At 67.7% G+C, this 15,573-nt stretch carries 12 protein-coding genes; 8 read left to right on the plus strand and 4 right to left on the minus strand.

Going from position 1 to position 15,573, the window contains the following annotated elements; genetic code table 11:
* The first annotated feature begins 5 nt into the window (after positions 1 to 5).
* The gene (locus HGB51_RS01225; protein ID WP_070206117.1) at positions 6 to 1,418 is read left to right on the plus strand and encodes a basic amino acid/polyamine antiporter; all 1,413 of its coding nucleotides are present in this window, start codon (positions 6 to 8) and stop codon (positions 1,416 to 1,418) included.
* Entirely contained in the window at positions 1,418 to 3,115 is a 1,698-nt protein-coding gene (locus HGB51_RS01230) for an alpha/beta hydrolase (protein ID WP_070206118.1), read from the plus strand. The genes HGB51_RS01225 and HGB51_RS01230 overlap by 1 nt, the downstream gene beginning before the upstream one ends.
* Before the next feature lies 1 nt (position 3,116).
* Here the strand turns inward: HGB51_RS01230 and HGB51_RS01235 are convergent, their stop codons facing one another.
* The 3 genes from HGB51_RS01235 to HGB51_RS01245 are packed head-to-tail and all read right to left on the minus strand — an operon-like array spanning position 3,117 to position 4,669.
* On the minus strand, positions 3,117 to 3,680 hold the full coding sequence (locus tag HGB51_RS01235; protein WP_070206119.1) for a TIGR00645 family protein: 564 nt from the start codon (positions 3,678 to 3,680) through the stop codon (positions 3,117 to 3,119).
* Positions 3,680 to 4,180, minus strand: a complete 501-nt coding sequence (locus HGB51_RS01240; RefSeq protein ID WP_070206120.1) for a DUF6491 family protein — start codon at positions 4,178 to 4,180, stop codon at positions 3,680 to 3,682. Before HGB51_RS01240 ends, HGB51_RS01235 begins: the two co-directional genes overlap by 1 nt.
* 27 nt (positions 4,181 to 4,207) lie before the next feature.
* Entirely contained in the window at positions 4,208 to 4,669 is a 462-nt protein-coding gene (locus tag HGB51_RS01245) for an outer membrane lipoprotein (protein ID WP_070206121.1), read from the minus strand.
* Positions 4,670 to 4,981: 312 nt separating this feature from the next.
* Between HGB51_RS01245 and HGB51_RS01250 the strand changes: the two genes are divergently transcribed.
* The 6 genes from HGB51_RS01250 to HGB51_RS01275 are packed head-to-tail and all read left to right on the plus strand — an operon-like array spanning position 4,982 to position 14,906.
* Entirely contained in the window at positions 4,982 to 6,232 is a 1,251-nt protein-coding gene (locus tag HGB51_RS01250) for an arginine deiminase (protein ID WP_070206122.1), read from the plus strand.
* Between the two features lie 21 nt (positions 6,233 to 6,253).
* Complete coding sequence (locus tag HGB51_RS01255; RefSeq protein ID WP_070206123.1) at positions 6,254 to 7,417, plus strand: efflux RND transporter periplasmic adaptor subunit; 1,164 nt, start codon at positions 6,254 to 6,256, stop codon at positions 7,415 to 7,417.
* The gene (locus tag HGB51_RS01260) at positions 7,414 to 10,569 is read left to right on the plus strand and encodes a multidrug efflux RND transporter permease subunit (protein WP_070206124.1); all 3,156 of its coding nucleotides are present in this window, start codon (positions 7,414 to 7,416) and stop codon (positions 10,567 to 10,569) included. The genes HGB51_RS01255 and HGB51_RS01260 overlap by 4 nt, the downstream gene beginning before the upstream one ends.
* Positions 10,562 to 11,980, plus strand: a complete 1,419-nt coding sequence (locus HGB51_RS01265) for an efflux transporter outer membrane subunit (protein WP_070206125.1) — start codon at positions 10,562 to 10,564, stop codon at positions 11,978 to 11,980. The genes HGB51_RS01260 and HGB51_RS01265 overlap by 8 nt, the downstream gene beginning before the upstream one ends.
* A gap of 47 nt (positions 11,981 to 12,027) precedes the next feature.
* Entirely contained in the window at positions 12,028 to 13,491 is a 1,464-nt protein-coding gene (locus HGB51_RS01270) for a DcaP family trimeric outer membrane transporter (protein ID WP_070206126.1), read from the plus strand.
* Between the two features lie 8 nt (positions 13,492 to 13,499).
* Positions 13,500 to 14,906, plus strand: a complete 1,407-nt coding sequence (locus HGB51_RS01275) for a MipA/OmpV family protein (protein WP_070206127.1) — start codon at positions 13,500 to 13,502, stop codon at positions 14,904 to 14,906.
* Between the two features lie 14 nt (positions 14,907 to 14,920).
* Here the strand turns inward: HGB51_RS01275 and HGB51_RS01280 are convergent, their stop codons facing one another.
* Complete coding sequence (locus tag HGB51_RS01280; protein WP_070206128.1) at positions 14,921 to 15,499, minus strand: HdeD family acid-resistance protein; 579 nt, start codon at positions 15,497 to 15,499, stop codon at positions 14,921 to 14,923.
* Between the last annotated feature and the right edge of the window lie 74 nt (positions 15,500 to 15,573).

Genomic DNA, 15,573 nt, shown 5'->3' on the forward strand with positions numbered 1-15,573 from the left:
CGGCCATGGCGCCCGCTGCAGGCGACCGCAAACTCTCGCTGCTGGAGCTGACCGCGCTGGTGGTCGGCTCGATGATCGGCTCGGGCATCTTCGCGCTGCCGGGCGCGTTCGGCAGCACCACCGGCGTGTACGGCGCGCTGCTGGCCTGGCTGATCGCCGGTACCGGCATGCTGATGCTGGCGTTCGTGTTCCAGTCGCTGTCGCGGCTGAAGCCCGAACTGGACGCCGGCATCTACGCCTATGCCAAGGCCGGCTTCGGCGACTACGCCGGCCTGCTATCGGCGGTCGGCTACTGGCTGGGCTGCTGCCTGGCCGACGTGGCCTGCCTGATCCTGATCAAGGCCACGCTGGGCCAGTACTTCCCGGCGTTCGGCGATGGCACCACGGTGGTCGCGATCCTGTCGGCGTCGGTGCTGCTGTGGGGCTTCCACTTCCTCATCCTGCGCGGGATCAAGGAAGCGGCGCTGATCAACACCATCGCCACGGTGGCCAAGCTGGTACCGCTGGCGGTGTTCGTGGTGTTCCTGTTCGTCGGCTTCCGCGCCGACGTGTTCGCGCTGAACCTGTGGGGCTTCGAGCCGCCGGCCGCGTCCACCCTGTGGCAGCAGACCCGGGGCACGCTGCTGCTGACGGTGTTCGTGTTCGTGGGCATCGAGGGCGCCAGCGTGTACTCGCGCTATGCGCGTCGCCGCGAGGACGTGGGCATCGCCACCGTAGCCGGCTTCCTCGGCGTGCTGTGCCTGCTGGTGATGGTCACCATCCTGTCCTATGGCGTGCTGCTGCGCCCGGACCTGGCCGCACTGGCCACGCCGTCGATGGCAGGGGTGATGGAGGCGATCGCCGGGCGCTGGGGCGCGCTGTTCATCAGTATCGGCCTGCTGGTGTCGGTGCTGGGCAACTACCTGTCGTGGTCGCTGCTGGCCGCCGAGGTACTACATTCGGCCGCGTTGAATGACGCGATGCCGCGGGCGCTGGCGCGCGAGAACAAGGCCGGGGTGCCGGATGCGGCGTTGTGGCTGACCAATGGCGTGATCCAGGCGTTCCTGCTGGTCAGCTGGTTCGCCGACTATGCCTTCACCCTGGCGCTGAAGATGACCAGCGCGATGACGCTGGTGCCGTACCTGCTGGTGGCGGCCTACCAGTTCAAGCTGTCGCTGGCCGGCGAGGGCGGGCATGCACGGATGCGCTGGATCGCCGCCATCGCCACGGCGTATGCGGCGGCCATGCTGCTGTCCGGGGGCAGCCGTTACCTGTTGCTGTCCAGCCTGCTGTACGTACCGGGCTCGATCCTGTTCTGGGTGTGGCAGCGGCAGCGCGGCATTGCGTTCCGGCCACTGGAGCTGCTGGTGCTCGTAGCGCTGTGTACGATGGCCGTGATGGCATTGGTCGGGATGGGCAGCGGATGGCTGAGACTGTGATGCGTCGCGTATTCGACCGACTGACCGCACCGTATCGGGGGCCGCTGTGCCGCACCGGGCAGGTGCTAGGGGCACTGTTCTTCATCGCGTCGCTGACCCCCAGCCTGGTACCGCGCGGGTACGTGGCGCAGGGCCTGCTGAGCGGCGTGTGCTTCGCCCTGGGCTATCTGCTGGGCGTGGCGCTGGCAGGGTTGTGGCACCGGTTGATGCTGCCTGAGCTTGGCAAAGGCCGGCTGCAGCAGCTGCTGCGCTGGCTGCCGTGGGTGAGCCTGCTGGCCTGCGTGCTGACCGCCTGGTGGGTACGTCCCTGGCAGGATTCGGTGCGCGCGGTGATGGGCCTGCCGCCGATGGATGAGGGCTTCTCGCTGCGCCTGCTGGCGATCGCGCTGCTGGTATTCGGTGTGCTGCTGCTGGTGGGCCGCGCCTTCGCATGGGTGGCGCGACGGGTAGGCGCGCTGTCGCGGCGGGTGATGCCGGCACCGGTGGCGCGGCTGCTGGGCATCGTGGTGGCCGCCGTGCTGTTCTTCAACATCGCCAACGGCGTGCTGCTGCGCGGTGCGCTGCATGCCGCAGATGCGTCGTTCCGCAGGGCCGATGCCCTGATTCCTCCCGAAGCGACGGCGCCGACGCGCCCAGGCAGCACCGGCGGGCCCGGTTCGCTGGTGGCGTGGGAACAGATGGGCCGTACCGGCCGCGACTTCGTGCGCAACGGGCCCGAAGCGGCCCAGATCGCGGCTTTTACTGGCAAGCCGGCACTGCAGCCGATCCGTGTCTATGCGGGCCTGCCCTCTGCCAGCACCGCGCGTGCGCGTGCGCGGCTCGCCTTGCGCGAACTGCAGCGCCAGGGCGGCTTCGAGCGCGCCAACCTGGTGGTGATCACCCCCACCGGCACCGGTTGGGTCGACCCGGCAGCGGCCGACAGCCTGGAGTACCTGCTGCACGGCGACGTGGCCAGCGTCGCGGTGCAGTACTCGTATCTGTCCAGCCCGCTCTCGCTGCTGGTCGAACCGGAGTATGGCGAGGAGACCTCGCGCCTGCTGTTCGCCGAGGTCTACGCCTACTGGCGCACGTTGCCCGTGGAATCGCGGCCGCGTCTGTTCGTGCATGGGCTGAGCCTGGGCGCGATGAATTCGGAGCGCTCGGTCAACCTGTTCGACATGATTGATACGCCGATCGACGGCGCGTTGTGGAGCGGGCCGCCATTCGCCACGCGGATCTGGCGGCAGACCACCAACCAGCGCAACCCGGGTTCGCCCGAGTGGTTGCCCGTGTTCCGTGACAGCCGTTCGGTGCGCTTCATGAACCAGCAGGGCACGCCGGTGCCTGCCGACGCACCGTGGGGCCGGATGCGCGTGGTGTACCTGCAGTACGCCAGCGACCCGATCACCTTCTTCACGCCGTACGATGCGTGGCGGCAACCGGACTGGATGGCCGAGCCGCGTGCGCCGGACGTCTCCAGGGAGGTGCGCTGGTACCCGCTGGTGAGCATGCTGCAGCTGGCACTGGACATGCTGCTGGCCGACCGCACTCCGATGGGGTATGGCCACGTGTTCGCGCCGGCGCACTACGTGGCCGGCTGGCAGGCGGTGCTGGGCAAGGGCGACTGGAGCGACGGCGACACGCGCCGCCTGCAGGACCTGCTGGACCCGCTGCGCCGCCAGGAGATCGAGCGGCGGCGCAACCCCAGCGGCGGCTGAGTCAGGACGGCGGCGGCACGTTCGGCGGCGGATCCTGCGGTGGCCGCATGCGGTGGCGGGCCAAGCGCTCGGTGACCGCCAGCACCAGGGCTGAGAGCAGCAGCATGCCGTGGATGGCCGACATCCAGCGCAGCGTTTCCGGGTCGATCCGGCTGCCTTCTTCCAGTTTCATGAAGATGCGCAGCAGGGCGATGGCCGAGATGGCGATGATCGACCCCATCAGCTTGTTCTTCATCGCCGCGAAGTCGACCATGCCCATCCACTGCGGCCGCCGTTCGCCGCCCGAGTCGATCCGGGTCACGAAGTTCTCGTAGCCGGCCAGGGTGACGATCAGCAGCAGGTTGGCGACCAGCGACAGGTCGATCAGCGACAGCGCCATCAGCACCGCGTCGGCGGCGCCGAGGTCGGTGATGCGCAGTGCGTAGTTGGCCAACTGGCGCAGGAACACGAACAGCAGCAACAGCAGCGCGATCACCAGCCCGAAGTAGAACGGTGCCATCAGCCATCGCGCATCGAACAGACTGCGCGATACATTGCGGCGGATCAGGCTGCGCAGCTTTTCCATCAATCGACCGGCCGGTCGGTGATGTCAGGACCGGTGTCTTCCACCAGGTCGGCCGGACGCTCGCCGTAAATGGTGTTGCGCATTTCACGTCGTGCGTCGCGGATCGCGGTGCCATCCAGCGGGCGGATCCGGATGATGCGGCAGGACTGCGGCATGGCCACGCTGGAGGTGCGCGGAATCACGCTGTCCCAACGTGCGTTGACCGTGCCGAAGGAGTTGGTGATCTCCACCGTATGCGCGATCGACAGTCCCGTACAACGGCCACGCAGCTCCAGCAGGTGGCCCACGCTCTGGCTGGTCCACACCGCCAGTGCGCGGTCACCGAGCGGTGTCCACTGGGTCTGGCGCACGAAGCGTGCAAGGCGGAACGAAGCTACCGGCGGCCCGGCATGCTGCACGTACAGGTTGAAGCGGTCCTGGGTACTCAGGGTGGGGGAGGTGGCGCACCCACCGAGGGCGGTCACGGTCACGGCAAGCAGTGCGATCAGCAGGCGGCGCATGGCGATTCCCTCGGGTGGGTGCACGGGTCAGCGGGTGACGCGGGTGGTGGTGCCGTCGCTGGAGACGCGCACGCGGTCACCGACGCGGTAGTCGCTGGCGTTACCGTCCTGGACCACGGCCACGGTGCGTCCGTTCTCGAGCTGTACGGTGATCTCAACGCCGTTGCGTGCATTGCGCGAAAGCGCATTGCCTGCGGCACCACCGGCTGCGGCACCGGCGATCGCGCCGACGGCATTGGCACGGCTTCCGCCGCCGATCGAACTGCCGGCTACGCCGCCAATCGCCGCACCGACCAGGGTGGGCACGCCGCGCGAGTCGTTCTGGATCTGCACGCCACGGATCGACTGGATGGTGCCCATCTGTACATCCTGGGCACGGCCTACTTCAGAGCGGTTGAACGTGCTGGGCGTGGTGTGGGTAGCGCAGCCTGCCATGAACAGGGCAGACGCCAGCATCGCCGTGGCAACGCCTGCATGAGGAAGTTTCATTATGTGTCTCCATCGAATGAATGCGCGGAACACTGAAGGGAATGCCGCCGTCCGTGCGCGTGAAACCGGTCCTTGCAGCAGCGATTAACTACGCGGCGGGTAACGCGCATGTGAAGAGCCATGCAACGCCTTGGGCGGCAACAGATTGCAGATTCAGCCCTGTTTTTCAGCACTATCCACAAACCGACGTTCACGCACGCATTACCTTTTCAGGGCTACTTCTTCACGCACGCTCACTACATCCAACGGCCGACCGCGACGGCACGCGGGGCCACGTCTTCCCCACGTTTCGTGATCGAGAGAGGTCCGCACATGTCCACTGCACCGGTGTATGGCGTTCATTCGGAAGTTGGCGTACTCAGGAAAGTGATGGTCTGTTCCCCGGGCATGGCGCACAGCCGCCTGACCCCGCGCAACAAGGACGACCTGCTGTTCGACGACGTGATCTGGGTCGACAACGCCAAGCGTGACCACTTCGATTTCATGTCCAAGATGCGCGCCCGTGGCGTGGACGTCGTGGAAATGCACGACCTGCTCACCGAGACGCTGGAGATCGAAGACGCGCGCAACTGGATCCTGGATCATCAGATCAACGCCAATGAAGTGGGCGTGGAGTTCATGGGCGAGGTGCGCGCCTACCTGCAGGGCATGCCCGCGCGGCAACTGGCCGAAACCCTGATCGGCGGCCTGAGCGTGCTGGACCTGCCCGACGACTTCGCCGGCCCGACCCTGCAGAAGGTGCGCGAGGTGCCGGACCTGGTCGGCTACCTGCTGCCGCCGCTGCCCAACACCCTGTACACCCGCGACACCACCTGCTGGATCTACCAGGGCGTGACGCTGAATCCGCTGTACTGGCCGGCCCGGCATGAGGAGACCATCCTCACTACGGCGATCTACAAGTTCCATCCCGACTTCACCAAGGCCGACTTCCCGATCTGGTTCGGCGACCCGACCGTGGACTACGGCAACGCCACGCTGGAAGGCGGCGACGTGCTGATTCCCGGCAACGGCATCGTGCTGGTGGGCATGAGCGAGCGCTCTTCGCGCACCGCCATCACCCAGCTGGCGCAGTCTCTGTTCAAGAACGGTGCGGCCAAGCGGGTGATCGTGGCGGTGATGCCCAAGCTGCGCTCGGCCATGCACCTGGACACGGTGTTCACCTTCGCCGACCGCGACGTGGTGACCGTGTTCCCGGGCATCGTCGACCAGATCCGCACTGTGTCGCTGTATCCCAGCGACAAGGACCCGGGCTTCGAGATCGTGTTCGAAACCAAGCATTTCAACGACGTGGTCGCCGAGGCGCTGGGCTTCAAGCAGCTGCGCATCGTCGAGTCCGGCGGTGATCGCTATGCCGCCGAACGTTCGCAGTGGGACAGCGGCAACAACCTGGTGGCGATGGCACCGGGCGTGGTGGTGGCCTACGACCGCAGCACCCAGACCAACACCGACCTGCGCAAGCAGGGTATTGAAGTGATCAGCATCGTGGGGGCGGAACTGGGGCGCGGGCGTGGCGGTGGTCACTGCATGACGTGTCCGCTGATCCGGGACGTGGTGACGTTCTAGTCTTTAACGGAGGCCGGAAGGATGCGATTCCCAGGGTGGATGGCGCGTGCATCGGTACTGGCGGCGGTTGCGCTGGGAGTGGCGGCCTGCGGGCGGGGCGGTGGGCCGGCGGGTGGTGAGCGGCCCCCGACCCTGGTCGCGGTGGAAGTAGTGAAGGCACAGAGCGTGCCCAACATGGTGGAGCTGCCGGGGCGGGTGGAAGCCAGCCGCTCGGCCGAGGTGCGGGCGCGCGCCGATGGCATCGTCGAGCGCCAGCTGTACGTGGACGGCACCGAGGTGGAGGCCAACGCACCGCTGTTCCAGATCGACCCACGCGACCTGCAGGCACGGGTGCAGCAGGCCCGCGCCTCGCTGGCCTCTGCCCGCGCGGCCAAGGCGCAGACGTCCTCGCTACGCGCACGCCTGTCCACGCTGGTCCAGCGCAAGGCGGTGAGCGTGCAGGAGTACGAATCGGCGCAGGCGTCGTTCCGCCAAGCCGACGCGGCGCTGATGGAAGCACAGGCCGCGGTGGATCGCGCCCAGCTGCAGCTGGACCACGCCACCGTACGCGCGCCGATCCAGGGACGCACTGGCCGCGCCCAGGTCAGTGAAGGTGCGCTGGTCAGTGCGGCCGCCGCCACGCTGATGACCCGGATCGACCAGGTCGACCCGGCGTTCGTGATCTTCAATCCCTCCAACATCTCGATGAACGAACTGCAGCGCGGCGTGGCCGACGGCCGCATCGACGTGGGCGACAACAAACAGGTCAAGGTCACCATCCTGCTCGACGGTGGCGAACGCCTGCCGACCCAGGGCGTGGTGGACTTCAGCGAAACCGCGATCGACCCCTCCACCGGCAGCCGCACCCTGCGTGCGCGCTTCCCCAATCCGGATGGCCGGCTGCTGCCGGGGCAGTTCGTGCGCGGCATCCTGCAGCTGGGCAGCATCCGCAACGGCACCAGCCTGCCGGAGCGCGCGATCCAGGTCGGCGAGGAAGAGGCCAGCGTGATGCTGGTCAACGATGAGAACGTGGCGGTACGGCGTGCGGTGACGCTCGCCGGGCAGGCCGATGGCCGCTGGGTGGTGCAGAGCGGCCTGACCCCGGGCGACCGGGTGATCGTGGACGGCTGGCACAAGATCCAACCCGGCCAGCCGGTGTCCATCCAGTCCGAGCCGATTCCCAAGGCGAAGGCCAAGGCTCCATGAGCGGCTATTTCGTCTACCGCCCGGTCCTGGCATGGGTCATCGCGCTGTTTGCGATCCTGTTCGGTGGCATCGCGCTCAGCACCTTGCCGGTGGAACAGTATCCGGACGTGGCACCGCCCAGCCTGAGCATTTCGGCCACTTTCGTCGGCGCCGATGCGCAGACGCTGGACCGCACCGTGACCTCGGTCATCGAGAACGAGCTGAGCGGCGTGGACGACTTCCTGTTCATGACCTCGACCAGCCGCGCCAATGGTACGGCGCAGATCCGGGTGACGTTCCGCAGCGGCACCGACCTGAACATCGCCCGTTCGCAGGTGCAGGACCGCCTGGCCCGGGTCGAGCCGCGACTGCCCGACGAAGTGCGGCAGATGGGCGTGCGCGTGACCCAGGCCAGCAACGGCTTCCTGATGCTGGTCTCGCTGCAGTCGGACAAGGGCCGCTATTCGGCGCTGGAGCTGGGCGACTATGCCAACAGCAACGTCGCCGACGAGCTGCGCCGCGTGCATGGCGTGGGCGATGTGACCCTGTTCGGCTCCAGCTACGCGATGCGGATCTGGCTGGACCGCGAGAAGCTGGTCAGTTATGGCATTTCACCCGGTGAGGTGATGGCGGCGGTGCGTGAGCAGAACGCGCAGACCGCCGGTGGCGGCCTGGGCCTGCAACCGATCACGCCCTCGACCGAGACCACCGCGCAGATCGTGATGCGCGGTCGCTTCAGCACCCCGGAACAGTTCCGCCAGGTCATCATCCGCGCCACGCCCGGCGCGGCCACGGTGCGACTGGGCGATGTGGCGCGGGTGGAACTGGGCAACGACAACTACGCCTTCAACCTGCGCTTGAACGGACAGGAGAACGCCGGTCTGGCGGTGTCGCTGGCGACCGGCGCCAACGCACTGTCCACCGCCACGGCGGTGCGCCAGCGCATGCAGGAGCTGGAATCCAGCTTCCCGGACGGCATGCAGTGGAGCACCCCGTTCGACACCACGCCCTTCATCGTCGAATCGGTCAATGGCGTGGCGCTGACCATGCTGCAGTCGCTGGTGCTGGTGTCCATCGTGGTGCTGCTGTTCCTGCAGAGCTGGCGTGCGGTGTTCCTGCCGACCATCGTGGTGCCGGTGTCGCTGCTCGGTGCCTGCCTGGGCCTGCTTGCGTTCGGGGTCTCGATCAACCTGCTGTCGCTGTTTGCGATGGTGGTGGCGATCGGCATCCTCAACGACGACGCCATCGTGATCGTGGAAAGCGTCGAGCGGATCATGCGCGAGGAGGACCTGCCACCGCGCGAGGCCACCGCCAAGGCGATGGGCCAGCTCTCCGGTGCGATCATCGCCACCACGCTGGTGCTGCTGGCGGTGTTCATTCCGATGGGGTTCTTTCCCGGCTCGGCGGGCGGTATCTACCGCCAGTTCGCGGTCACGCTCAGCGTCTCGCTGGTGGTGTCCACCATCCTGTCGTTGACCCTGGCCCCGGCGATCTGCGGCGCGATGCTGCGTCCGGCCAAGGAACAGGAGGGCAAAGGCGGCCCCGCGCGGCGGCTGTTCAGCGCGATCAACACCGGGCTGGACCGCAGCAGCCGTCGCTATGCCGGCTGGGTCGGCAGCATGCTGGTGCGGCCGTGGCTGTGGATCGGCGTGTTCGCGGTGGTGACCCTGCTCACCGGGCTGCTGTATGCGCGGCTGCCAGGCGGCTTCCTGCCCACCGAGGACCAGGGCTACATTTTCGTGGCGTACAACGCCGCGCCCGGCGCCACCATGGAGCGCACCCGCGCTGCGGCGGAACAGGCCGAGGCGATCCTGCGCCAGCAGCCGGAAGTGCGCAACGTGGCCACCGTGATCGGCTTCAGCTTCTTCGGCCAGGGCCAGGCGGTGGGCATGTCGTTCGTCGACCTGCACCCGTGGGCCGAACGCAGTGGCAGCGACCACAGCGCGATGTCGCTGGCCGCGCGCATGAGTGCGGCGTTCACCCGCATTCCGCAGGCGCAGGTGTTCGCGCTCAATCCGCCGGCGATCCAGTCGCTGGGCAATGCGAGCGGCTTCAGCATGATGATCGAGGACCGCAGCGGTGTGGGCGGTGCAGGACTGACCGCGGCGGCGATGGGCATCACTGCGCGTGCAGCGGCCAGCGACCGGCTGATGGGCGTGCGTCCGGAAGGCATGCCACGCGCGCCGCAGCTGTTCGTGGACATCGACCGCACCCAGGCGCGTGCGCTGGGCGTGCAGCTTTCCCAGGTCAACCAGGCGCTGGGCATCATGTTCGGCTCGGCTTACGTGAATGATTTCGTGCGCCAGGGCAACGTGCTTCGGGTGTTCATCCAGGGCGATGCGGAACAGCGCATGCGCGCCGAGGATGTCTCCGACCTGCGCGTGATCGGCAACAACGGGCAGTCGGTCCCGTTCTCCGCGTTCGCCACCACGCGCTGGACGGTGGGCGAGCAGCAGGTGGAGCGTTACAACGGCTTCCTCTCTGCCACGGTCTCGGGGCAGGGCGCGCCGGGCGTGTCCAGTGGCGCGGCGCTGGTGGAGATGGAGCGCATCGCCGACGACGTGCTGCCACCCGGCATGCGCCACGAATGGACCGGCACCGCACGCGAAGAACGCGAGGCGTCCGGCCAGGTTGGCATGCTGCTGGGCCTGGCCTTCATCGTTGCGTTCCTTCTGTTGGCAGCACTGTATGAGAGCTGGGTAACCCCGGTGATCGTGCTGCTGGTGGTGCCGCTGGGCATCCTCGGCGCGGTGGTGTTCACTGCCGCCCGCGGCATGTCCGCCGATGTGTACTTCACGGTAGGCCTGGTGACCATCATCGGCCTGGCCGCGAAGAACGCGATCCTGATCGTGCAGTTCGGCCTGGATGAAGAGTCGCGCGGGGTGCCGGTGCGTGATGCGATCCTGCAGGCGGCGCAGCAGCGCCTGCGCCCGATCCTGATGACCAGCCTGACCTTCATCGTCGGCATGGTGCCGCTGGTGATCGCCACCGGGGCCGGTGCGGCCAGCCGCCAGGCGGTGGGTACCGGCGTGCTGGGCAGCATGCTCAGCGCCACGGTGTTCGGCATCTTCTTTACCCCGCTGTTCTATTACGTGCTGCGCCGCCGTGCGCGGGCAAAGCAGGTGGATCCGGCGACCGCCGCCCCGGCGAAGAGCGAGGGCGACCATGCATAAGCGCATGCTCGGACGGGCAGGGGTGGTGCTGCTGGCGTGCCAGCTGTGCGCGTGCAACCTGGCGCCCACCTATGAGCGCCCCGATGCACCGGTACCCGCCACGTTCCCGCCCTCGGCTGCCGACGGTCGCGCCGCGCCGTCGATTCCGTGGCAGACCTATTTCCACGACCCGGTGCTGGGTGATCTGATCGGCCAGTCGCTGGCCTACAACCGCGACCTGGCAGGCGCCGCCGCACGCATCGAACAGGCACGCGCGCAGTTCCGGATCCAGCGCAGCCAGCGCCTGCCCGGGCTGGATGCCAGTGCCTCGGGCCAGCGCCAGCGCGGGCCGTTGAGTCCGGCCGACAACGCGCCCCGGGTCACGCTGGAGAGTTACGGCGTGCAGGTCGGCATTCCCTCGTTCGAGCTCGACTTCTGGGGCCGCGTGGCCAACCTCAGCGAGGTCGCACGGCGCCAGTACCTGGCCACGGTGGAAGCGCGCAACACCGCCGAGCTCTCGCTGGTGGCGAACGTGGCCGCGAGCTACTACGCGGTGCGGGCCAGCCAGGAGGGCATCGTGCTGGCCGAGCGCTCGCTGACCAGTCGCAACGAAACGCTGGAGCTGGCGCAGCTGCGCATGGACGCCGGGCTGACCTCGTCGATCGACTTCAACCAGTCCTACGCGCTGGTCACCCAGACCGAGCTGCAGCTGGCGCAGCTGCGGCGTACCCAGGGCCAGGCGCTGCAGCTGCTGCAGTTCCTGGTGGGCACGCCGTTGCCGCAAACCCTGCCGGCCGGGCTGCCGCTGGACCCCGACGCGCAGTTGACCCGGCTCGACCCGGGGCTGCCTTCGGCCTTGCTGGAAGCGCGCCCGGACGTGCGCCTGGCCGAGCACCAGCTGCGCGCAGCCAACGCCAACATCGGCGTGGCCCGGGCGCTGTACTTCCCGATCATCGCCCTGACCGGGGCGGGCGGGTATGCGTCCAACGAACTCTCCGGCCTGGTCTCGGACAGCAACCGTGTCTGGTCGTTCGGGGCGGGTGCAGTGCTCCCGCTGCTCGACTGGGGCGCCCGCCGCGCGCGCGTGGATGCGGCCAACGCAGGCCGCGACGAGCGCGAAGTGGCCTACCAGTCCACCGTGCAGAACGCCTTCCGCGAAGTCGCGAGCGGGCTGGTCGCGGCCGAACAGAACGACCTGCAGATCGCCGCGCAGGTGCGCGCGGTGGAAGTGCAGCAGGCGCTGGTGGTGACCGCTCACGACCGCTACGACGTGGGCCTCACGCCTTACCTGGAAGTCCTCGACGCCGAACGAAACCACTTCGCCGCCGAACAGAACCTGCTGCAGCTGCGCGCCGCCGCGCTGCAGGACGCGGTCAACCTGTATGCCGCACTCGGCGGCGGCCAGGACCTGCGGGAGCGACCCGTCGACTGATCGTGCAGTGCACCCGTGATCCGCAACTCCAGTGAGGTACGCTTTCCATGCGCATTCCCGCCCGATCGCTCTGCCTGGCCGTCGTGCTGCTGCCCGGCGCTGCCGCCGCCCAGACCCGCGACGCCAGTCAGGACGCGGAGATCCAGCGCCTGCGCCAGACCGTGGAGATGCTGACCGCGCGCATCCAGGCGTTGGAGGCCGGGCAGGCCGGAACGACACCGGCGGCACCTGCGGTGGCCACAGCGCCACCGCCTGCTGCGCCACCGAGTGCAGCGCCGGTTGCCAGCGTACCGGCTGCGCCACTGCTCGCTGCCACGCCCGAAGCGCTCAAGGTTCCGGAGTCACCGCTGCCCACGCGCGAAACCTTCGACGAAGACGAGCAGGCGAGCGCCCGCGTCGACAACGAAGTGCCGCCCGGCGACGAGCTGGAGGGCTTCTTCCAGATTCCCGGTACCGGCACCTGGCTGCGGCTGGGCGGGTACGCCAAGCTCGATGCGATGTTCGACAGCGGTGATGCCGGCGACAGCGACCAGTTCATCACCTCCGAAATCCCGGTCGATGGTGGCCGAGACAGCACGCGCTTCAACATGCACGCGCGGCAGACCCGCTTCACCATCGAAGGTCGGCGCGAAACCGGTGCCGGACAACTACGCTTCCTGGTACAGAACGATTTCTTCGGTTCCGGTGGCAGTTACGGTTATCGCCTGCGGCACGCCTGGGGCCAGCTCGGCAATACCTACGTGGGCTTCGGCTGGTCGGCCTTCATGGACCTGGACTCCGGCCCGGACACGCTGGACTTCGCCGGTCCGCCGGCCTCGCCATCGGCACGGCTGGCCAGCATCCGCCAGTACTTCCCGCTGGGCAACGGCAACCAGATCATCCTCGCTGCCGAACATCGCGCCCCGGAACTGCGGTTCAATGGCCTGACCCAGCGCTCGCGCACCGCCGCACCCAACCTGGTGCTGGCCGCGCGCCACGAAGCAGGGTGGGGTAGCCTGCAGGCGTCGGGCCTGCTGCGCTACCTGGCGTACGACTCGGCCAGGGACAGCAACGAAGGCAGCGACAGCGCCACCGCCGGCGGCCTGGCCCTGAGCGCTACCTGGGGCGGCGGCGACCGGGGCGACTACGTGGTGTTCGGTGCGGTCGGCGGCGAGGGCATCGCCGCGTTCCTTGGCGACCTTGGCGGCTTGAACCTGGACGGCATCGTCGACCCGCAGGGCGACCTGAAGCTGCTGCAGCAGTACGGCGGCTGGGTCGGTTACACCCACCACTGGTCGCAGCGCTGGCGCTCCACGCTGACCTACAGCCGGCTGTACCTGGAGCGCGAAGACCTGCTCGACCCGAGCGTGTTCCGGCGCAGCGACTACGCCGCCGCCAACATCGTCTGGCAGCCCGCGCCCAGCTGGAGCTGGGGCGCCGAACTGCTGTACGGAAAGCTGCAGGAGCAGAGTGGTGAGAGTGGTGATGTGTTCCGACTGCAGACCGCGCTGAAGTACGACTTCGTGAAGTAGGAGGCCACATGTCTGCCCGAACCCGATACCTCCACAATGCCCGCTGCTGGCGGCCTGCGTTGCTGGCCGCCGCACTGGCCGCGTCCGCGCCGCTGGCCGCGCAGGACGCCATGCTCGGCACCATCCTGGAAGAACCCGGCGCGGCCGGGCTGGGCTTCCTCAGCCGCATCGAATCGTCGCCGTACAAGGGGGCCGATGACCGTGTCGACCTGATGCCGCTGTATCTGTACGAGGGCGAGCGCTTCTTCCTGCGCTCCAACGCGGCCGGCGTCCGCTTTGCCACGCAGGAAAACCAGGGATTAGAACTGTTCGTCGAGCGCCGGTTGGAAGGGTATCCGGAAGACGAAACCCCGGAGATCCTGGAAGGTATGGAAACCCGCAACAGCGAAGCAGACATCGGGGCGCGCTACTACTTCAAGCACAACGACCATGCGCTGGATCTCAGTGTGCGCCAGGACCTTTCCAACAACTCCAACGGCACCGAGATCCGCGCCGCCTATGGCCACACCTGGCGCGGGGACCGCTGGGCCCTGCAGCCGGTGATCAGCCTGAACTGGCGCAGTTCCAAGCTCAACGACTATTACTTCGGCGTGGAGGACTACGAAGTCACGCCCGAGCGCAGCGCCTACTCGGCGGGCAGTGGCGTGGACGTGGTCGCCGGACTGTACGGCCGTTACCGCATCCTGGAAAACTGGAGTCTGCTCGGTGGCGTGTACGCCAAGCGCTACTCCAGCGAGGTGCGCAACAGCCCGCTGGTGGACAGCAACCTCGAATGGGGTGGCATGGTCGGTGCGGCCTACGACTTCGGCAATGGCCAGGTCCGCTGGGACGACGACCACACCCCGACTTACATAAAGGTGTTCTACGGCCGCGACTCTGCCGATGGCTGCCATCTGGTCAAGATCATGACCTTCAGCTGCGTCAGCCTCAACGATGACGACCCCACCGACATCTGGGGCGTGCACGTGGGAAGGCCGTTCGTGTCCGGGCTCAACGGCTGGCCGCTGGACCTGGTGGGCTATGTGGGCATCCTGCGCCACAACGAACGCGGCCACCAGCCCGACGCCTGGCAGATCGACGCGTACATGAAGGGCTTCTACTACGGGTTCCCATGGTCGCACCGGGTCAAGACCCGGATCGGCTTCGGCTTCGGCGTGTCCTATGCCGAGCGCGTGCCGTATGCGGAGGTGCAGGCGCAGGCACAGCGCGAGCGCAATACCTCCAAGGTGCTGAACTACCTGGATCCGAGCATCGACGTGAGCCTGGGCGACATCTTCGGCAGCGAGCGCTGGCACGAGCTGTACTTCGGCTTCGGCGTCTCGCACCGCTCCGGCATCTTCGGTTCGGCGCAGATGCTGGGTACCGTCGACGGTGGCTCCAACTACATCTACACGTACCTGGAAGGCGCCTTCTGATGCAGGGTCCGGAACTAGCCGGGGTCGCGGTCCTGGCGGAACAACAGGGCGATGGCGATGTAGGCCGCGCCCATGGCGACCAGCGCCAGGCCCACGCCCCACGAGGCGGATGCACGCCCGGCCCAGGCGACGCCGCTCACGCAGACCACGGCTGCCACCAACGCGACCAGACCGGAGACCAACGATATCCAGCGCTTGCCGCCGGGCTTGAAGCGGAATGCAAGGCTGATCTGGGCGATCGCCTGCACCACCAGTACCGCGGCCACCGTGGTGGCTACCGCATAGGCAGCCCACTCGGGGTGGGTGTAGATAGCGATGCCGCCGATGATCTGTGCCGCGCCCAGTGCGATGGTCATCGCGAAACTGGGCAGGCCGTGCAGCAGGAAGGCTTCGGTGAGCTGCAGCGCACCGGCAATCACCAACAGGCCGGCGATCAGCACGGTCATGGTGCGCACCATGAAGGACGAGGCGTAGATGCCGAACGCACCCAGCGCCAGCAGCAGGATGCCAACGATGAGCAGGCGCGGCCAGCTCGATTTCATGGCCATGCCGATGGAGCCGGGATCCTTGCCAAGGCGGGAGAGGACGGTCATCACGGTCGCTCCAGGGTGGACCACGCAATTACCTCCCGGCCACCGTTAGCCGTTGGTGAAATTGCGACCAGTAA

Origin of the sequence: Stenotrophomonas bentonitica (assembly GCF_013185915.1) — a bacterium.
Taxonomy (GTDB): domain Bacteria; phylum Pseudomonadota; class Gammaproteobacteria; order Xanthomonadales; family Xanthomonadaceae; genus Stenotrophomonas; species Stenotrophomonas bentonitica.

Coding starts and splice junctions, on each gene's coding strand:
- HGB51_RS01250 (WP_070206122.1), top strand. CDS start 4,982: ATGTCCACTGCACCGGTGTATGGCGTTCATTCGGAAGTTGGCGTACTC.
- HGB51_RS01265 (WP_070206125.1), top strand. CDS start 10,562: ATGCATAAGCGCATGCTCGGACGGGCAGGGGTGGTGCTGCTGGCGTGC.
- HGB51_RS01225 (WP_070206117.1), top strand. CDS start 6: ATGGCGCCCGCTGCAGGCGACCGCAAACTCTCGCTGCTGGAGCTGACC.
- HGB51_RS01275 (WP_070206127.1), top strand. CDS start 13,500: ATGTCTGCCCGAACCCGATACCTCCACAATGCCCGCTGCTGGCGGCCT.
- HGB51_RS01230 (WP_070206118.1), top strand. CDS start 1,418: ATGCGTCGCGTATTCGACCGACTGACCGCACCGTATCGGGGGCCGCTG.
- HGB51_RS01280 (WP_070206128.1), bottom strand. CDS start 15,499: ATGACCGTCCTCTCCCGCCTTGGCAAGGATCCCGGCTCCATCGGCATG.
- HGB51_RS01255 (WP_070206123.1), top strand. CDS start 6,254: ATGCGATTCCCAGGGTGGATGGCGCGTGCATCGGTACTGGCGGCGGTT.
- HGB51_RS01260 (WP_070206124.1), top strand. CDS start 7,414: ATGAGCGGCTATTTCGTCTACCGCCCGGTCCTGGCATGGGTCATCGCG.
- HGB51_RS01245 (WP_070206121.1), bottom strand. CDS start 4,669: ATGAAACTTCCTCATGCAGGCGTTGCCACGGCGATGCTGGCGTCTGCC.
- HGB51_RS01270 (WP_070206126.1), top strand. CDS start 12,028: ATGCGCATTCCCGCCCGATCGCTCTGCCTGGCCGTCGTGCTGCTGCCC.
- HGB51_RS01235 (WP_070206119.1), bottom strand. CDS start 3,680: ATGGAAAAGCTGCGCAGCCTGATCCGCCGCAATGTATCGCGCAGTCTG.
- HGB51_RS01240 (WP_070206120.1), bottom strand. CDS start 4,180: ATGCGCCGCCTGCTGATCGCACTGCTTGCCGTGACCGTGACCGCCCTC.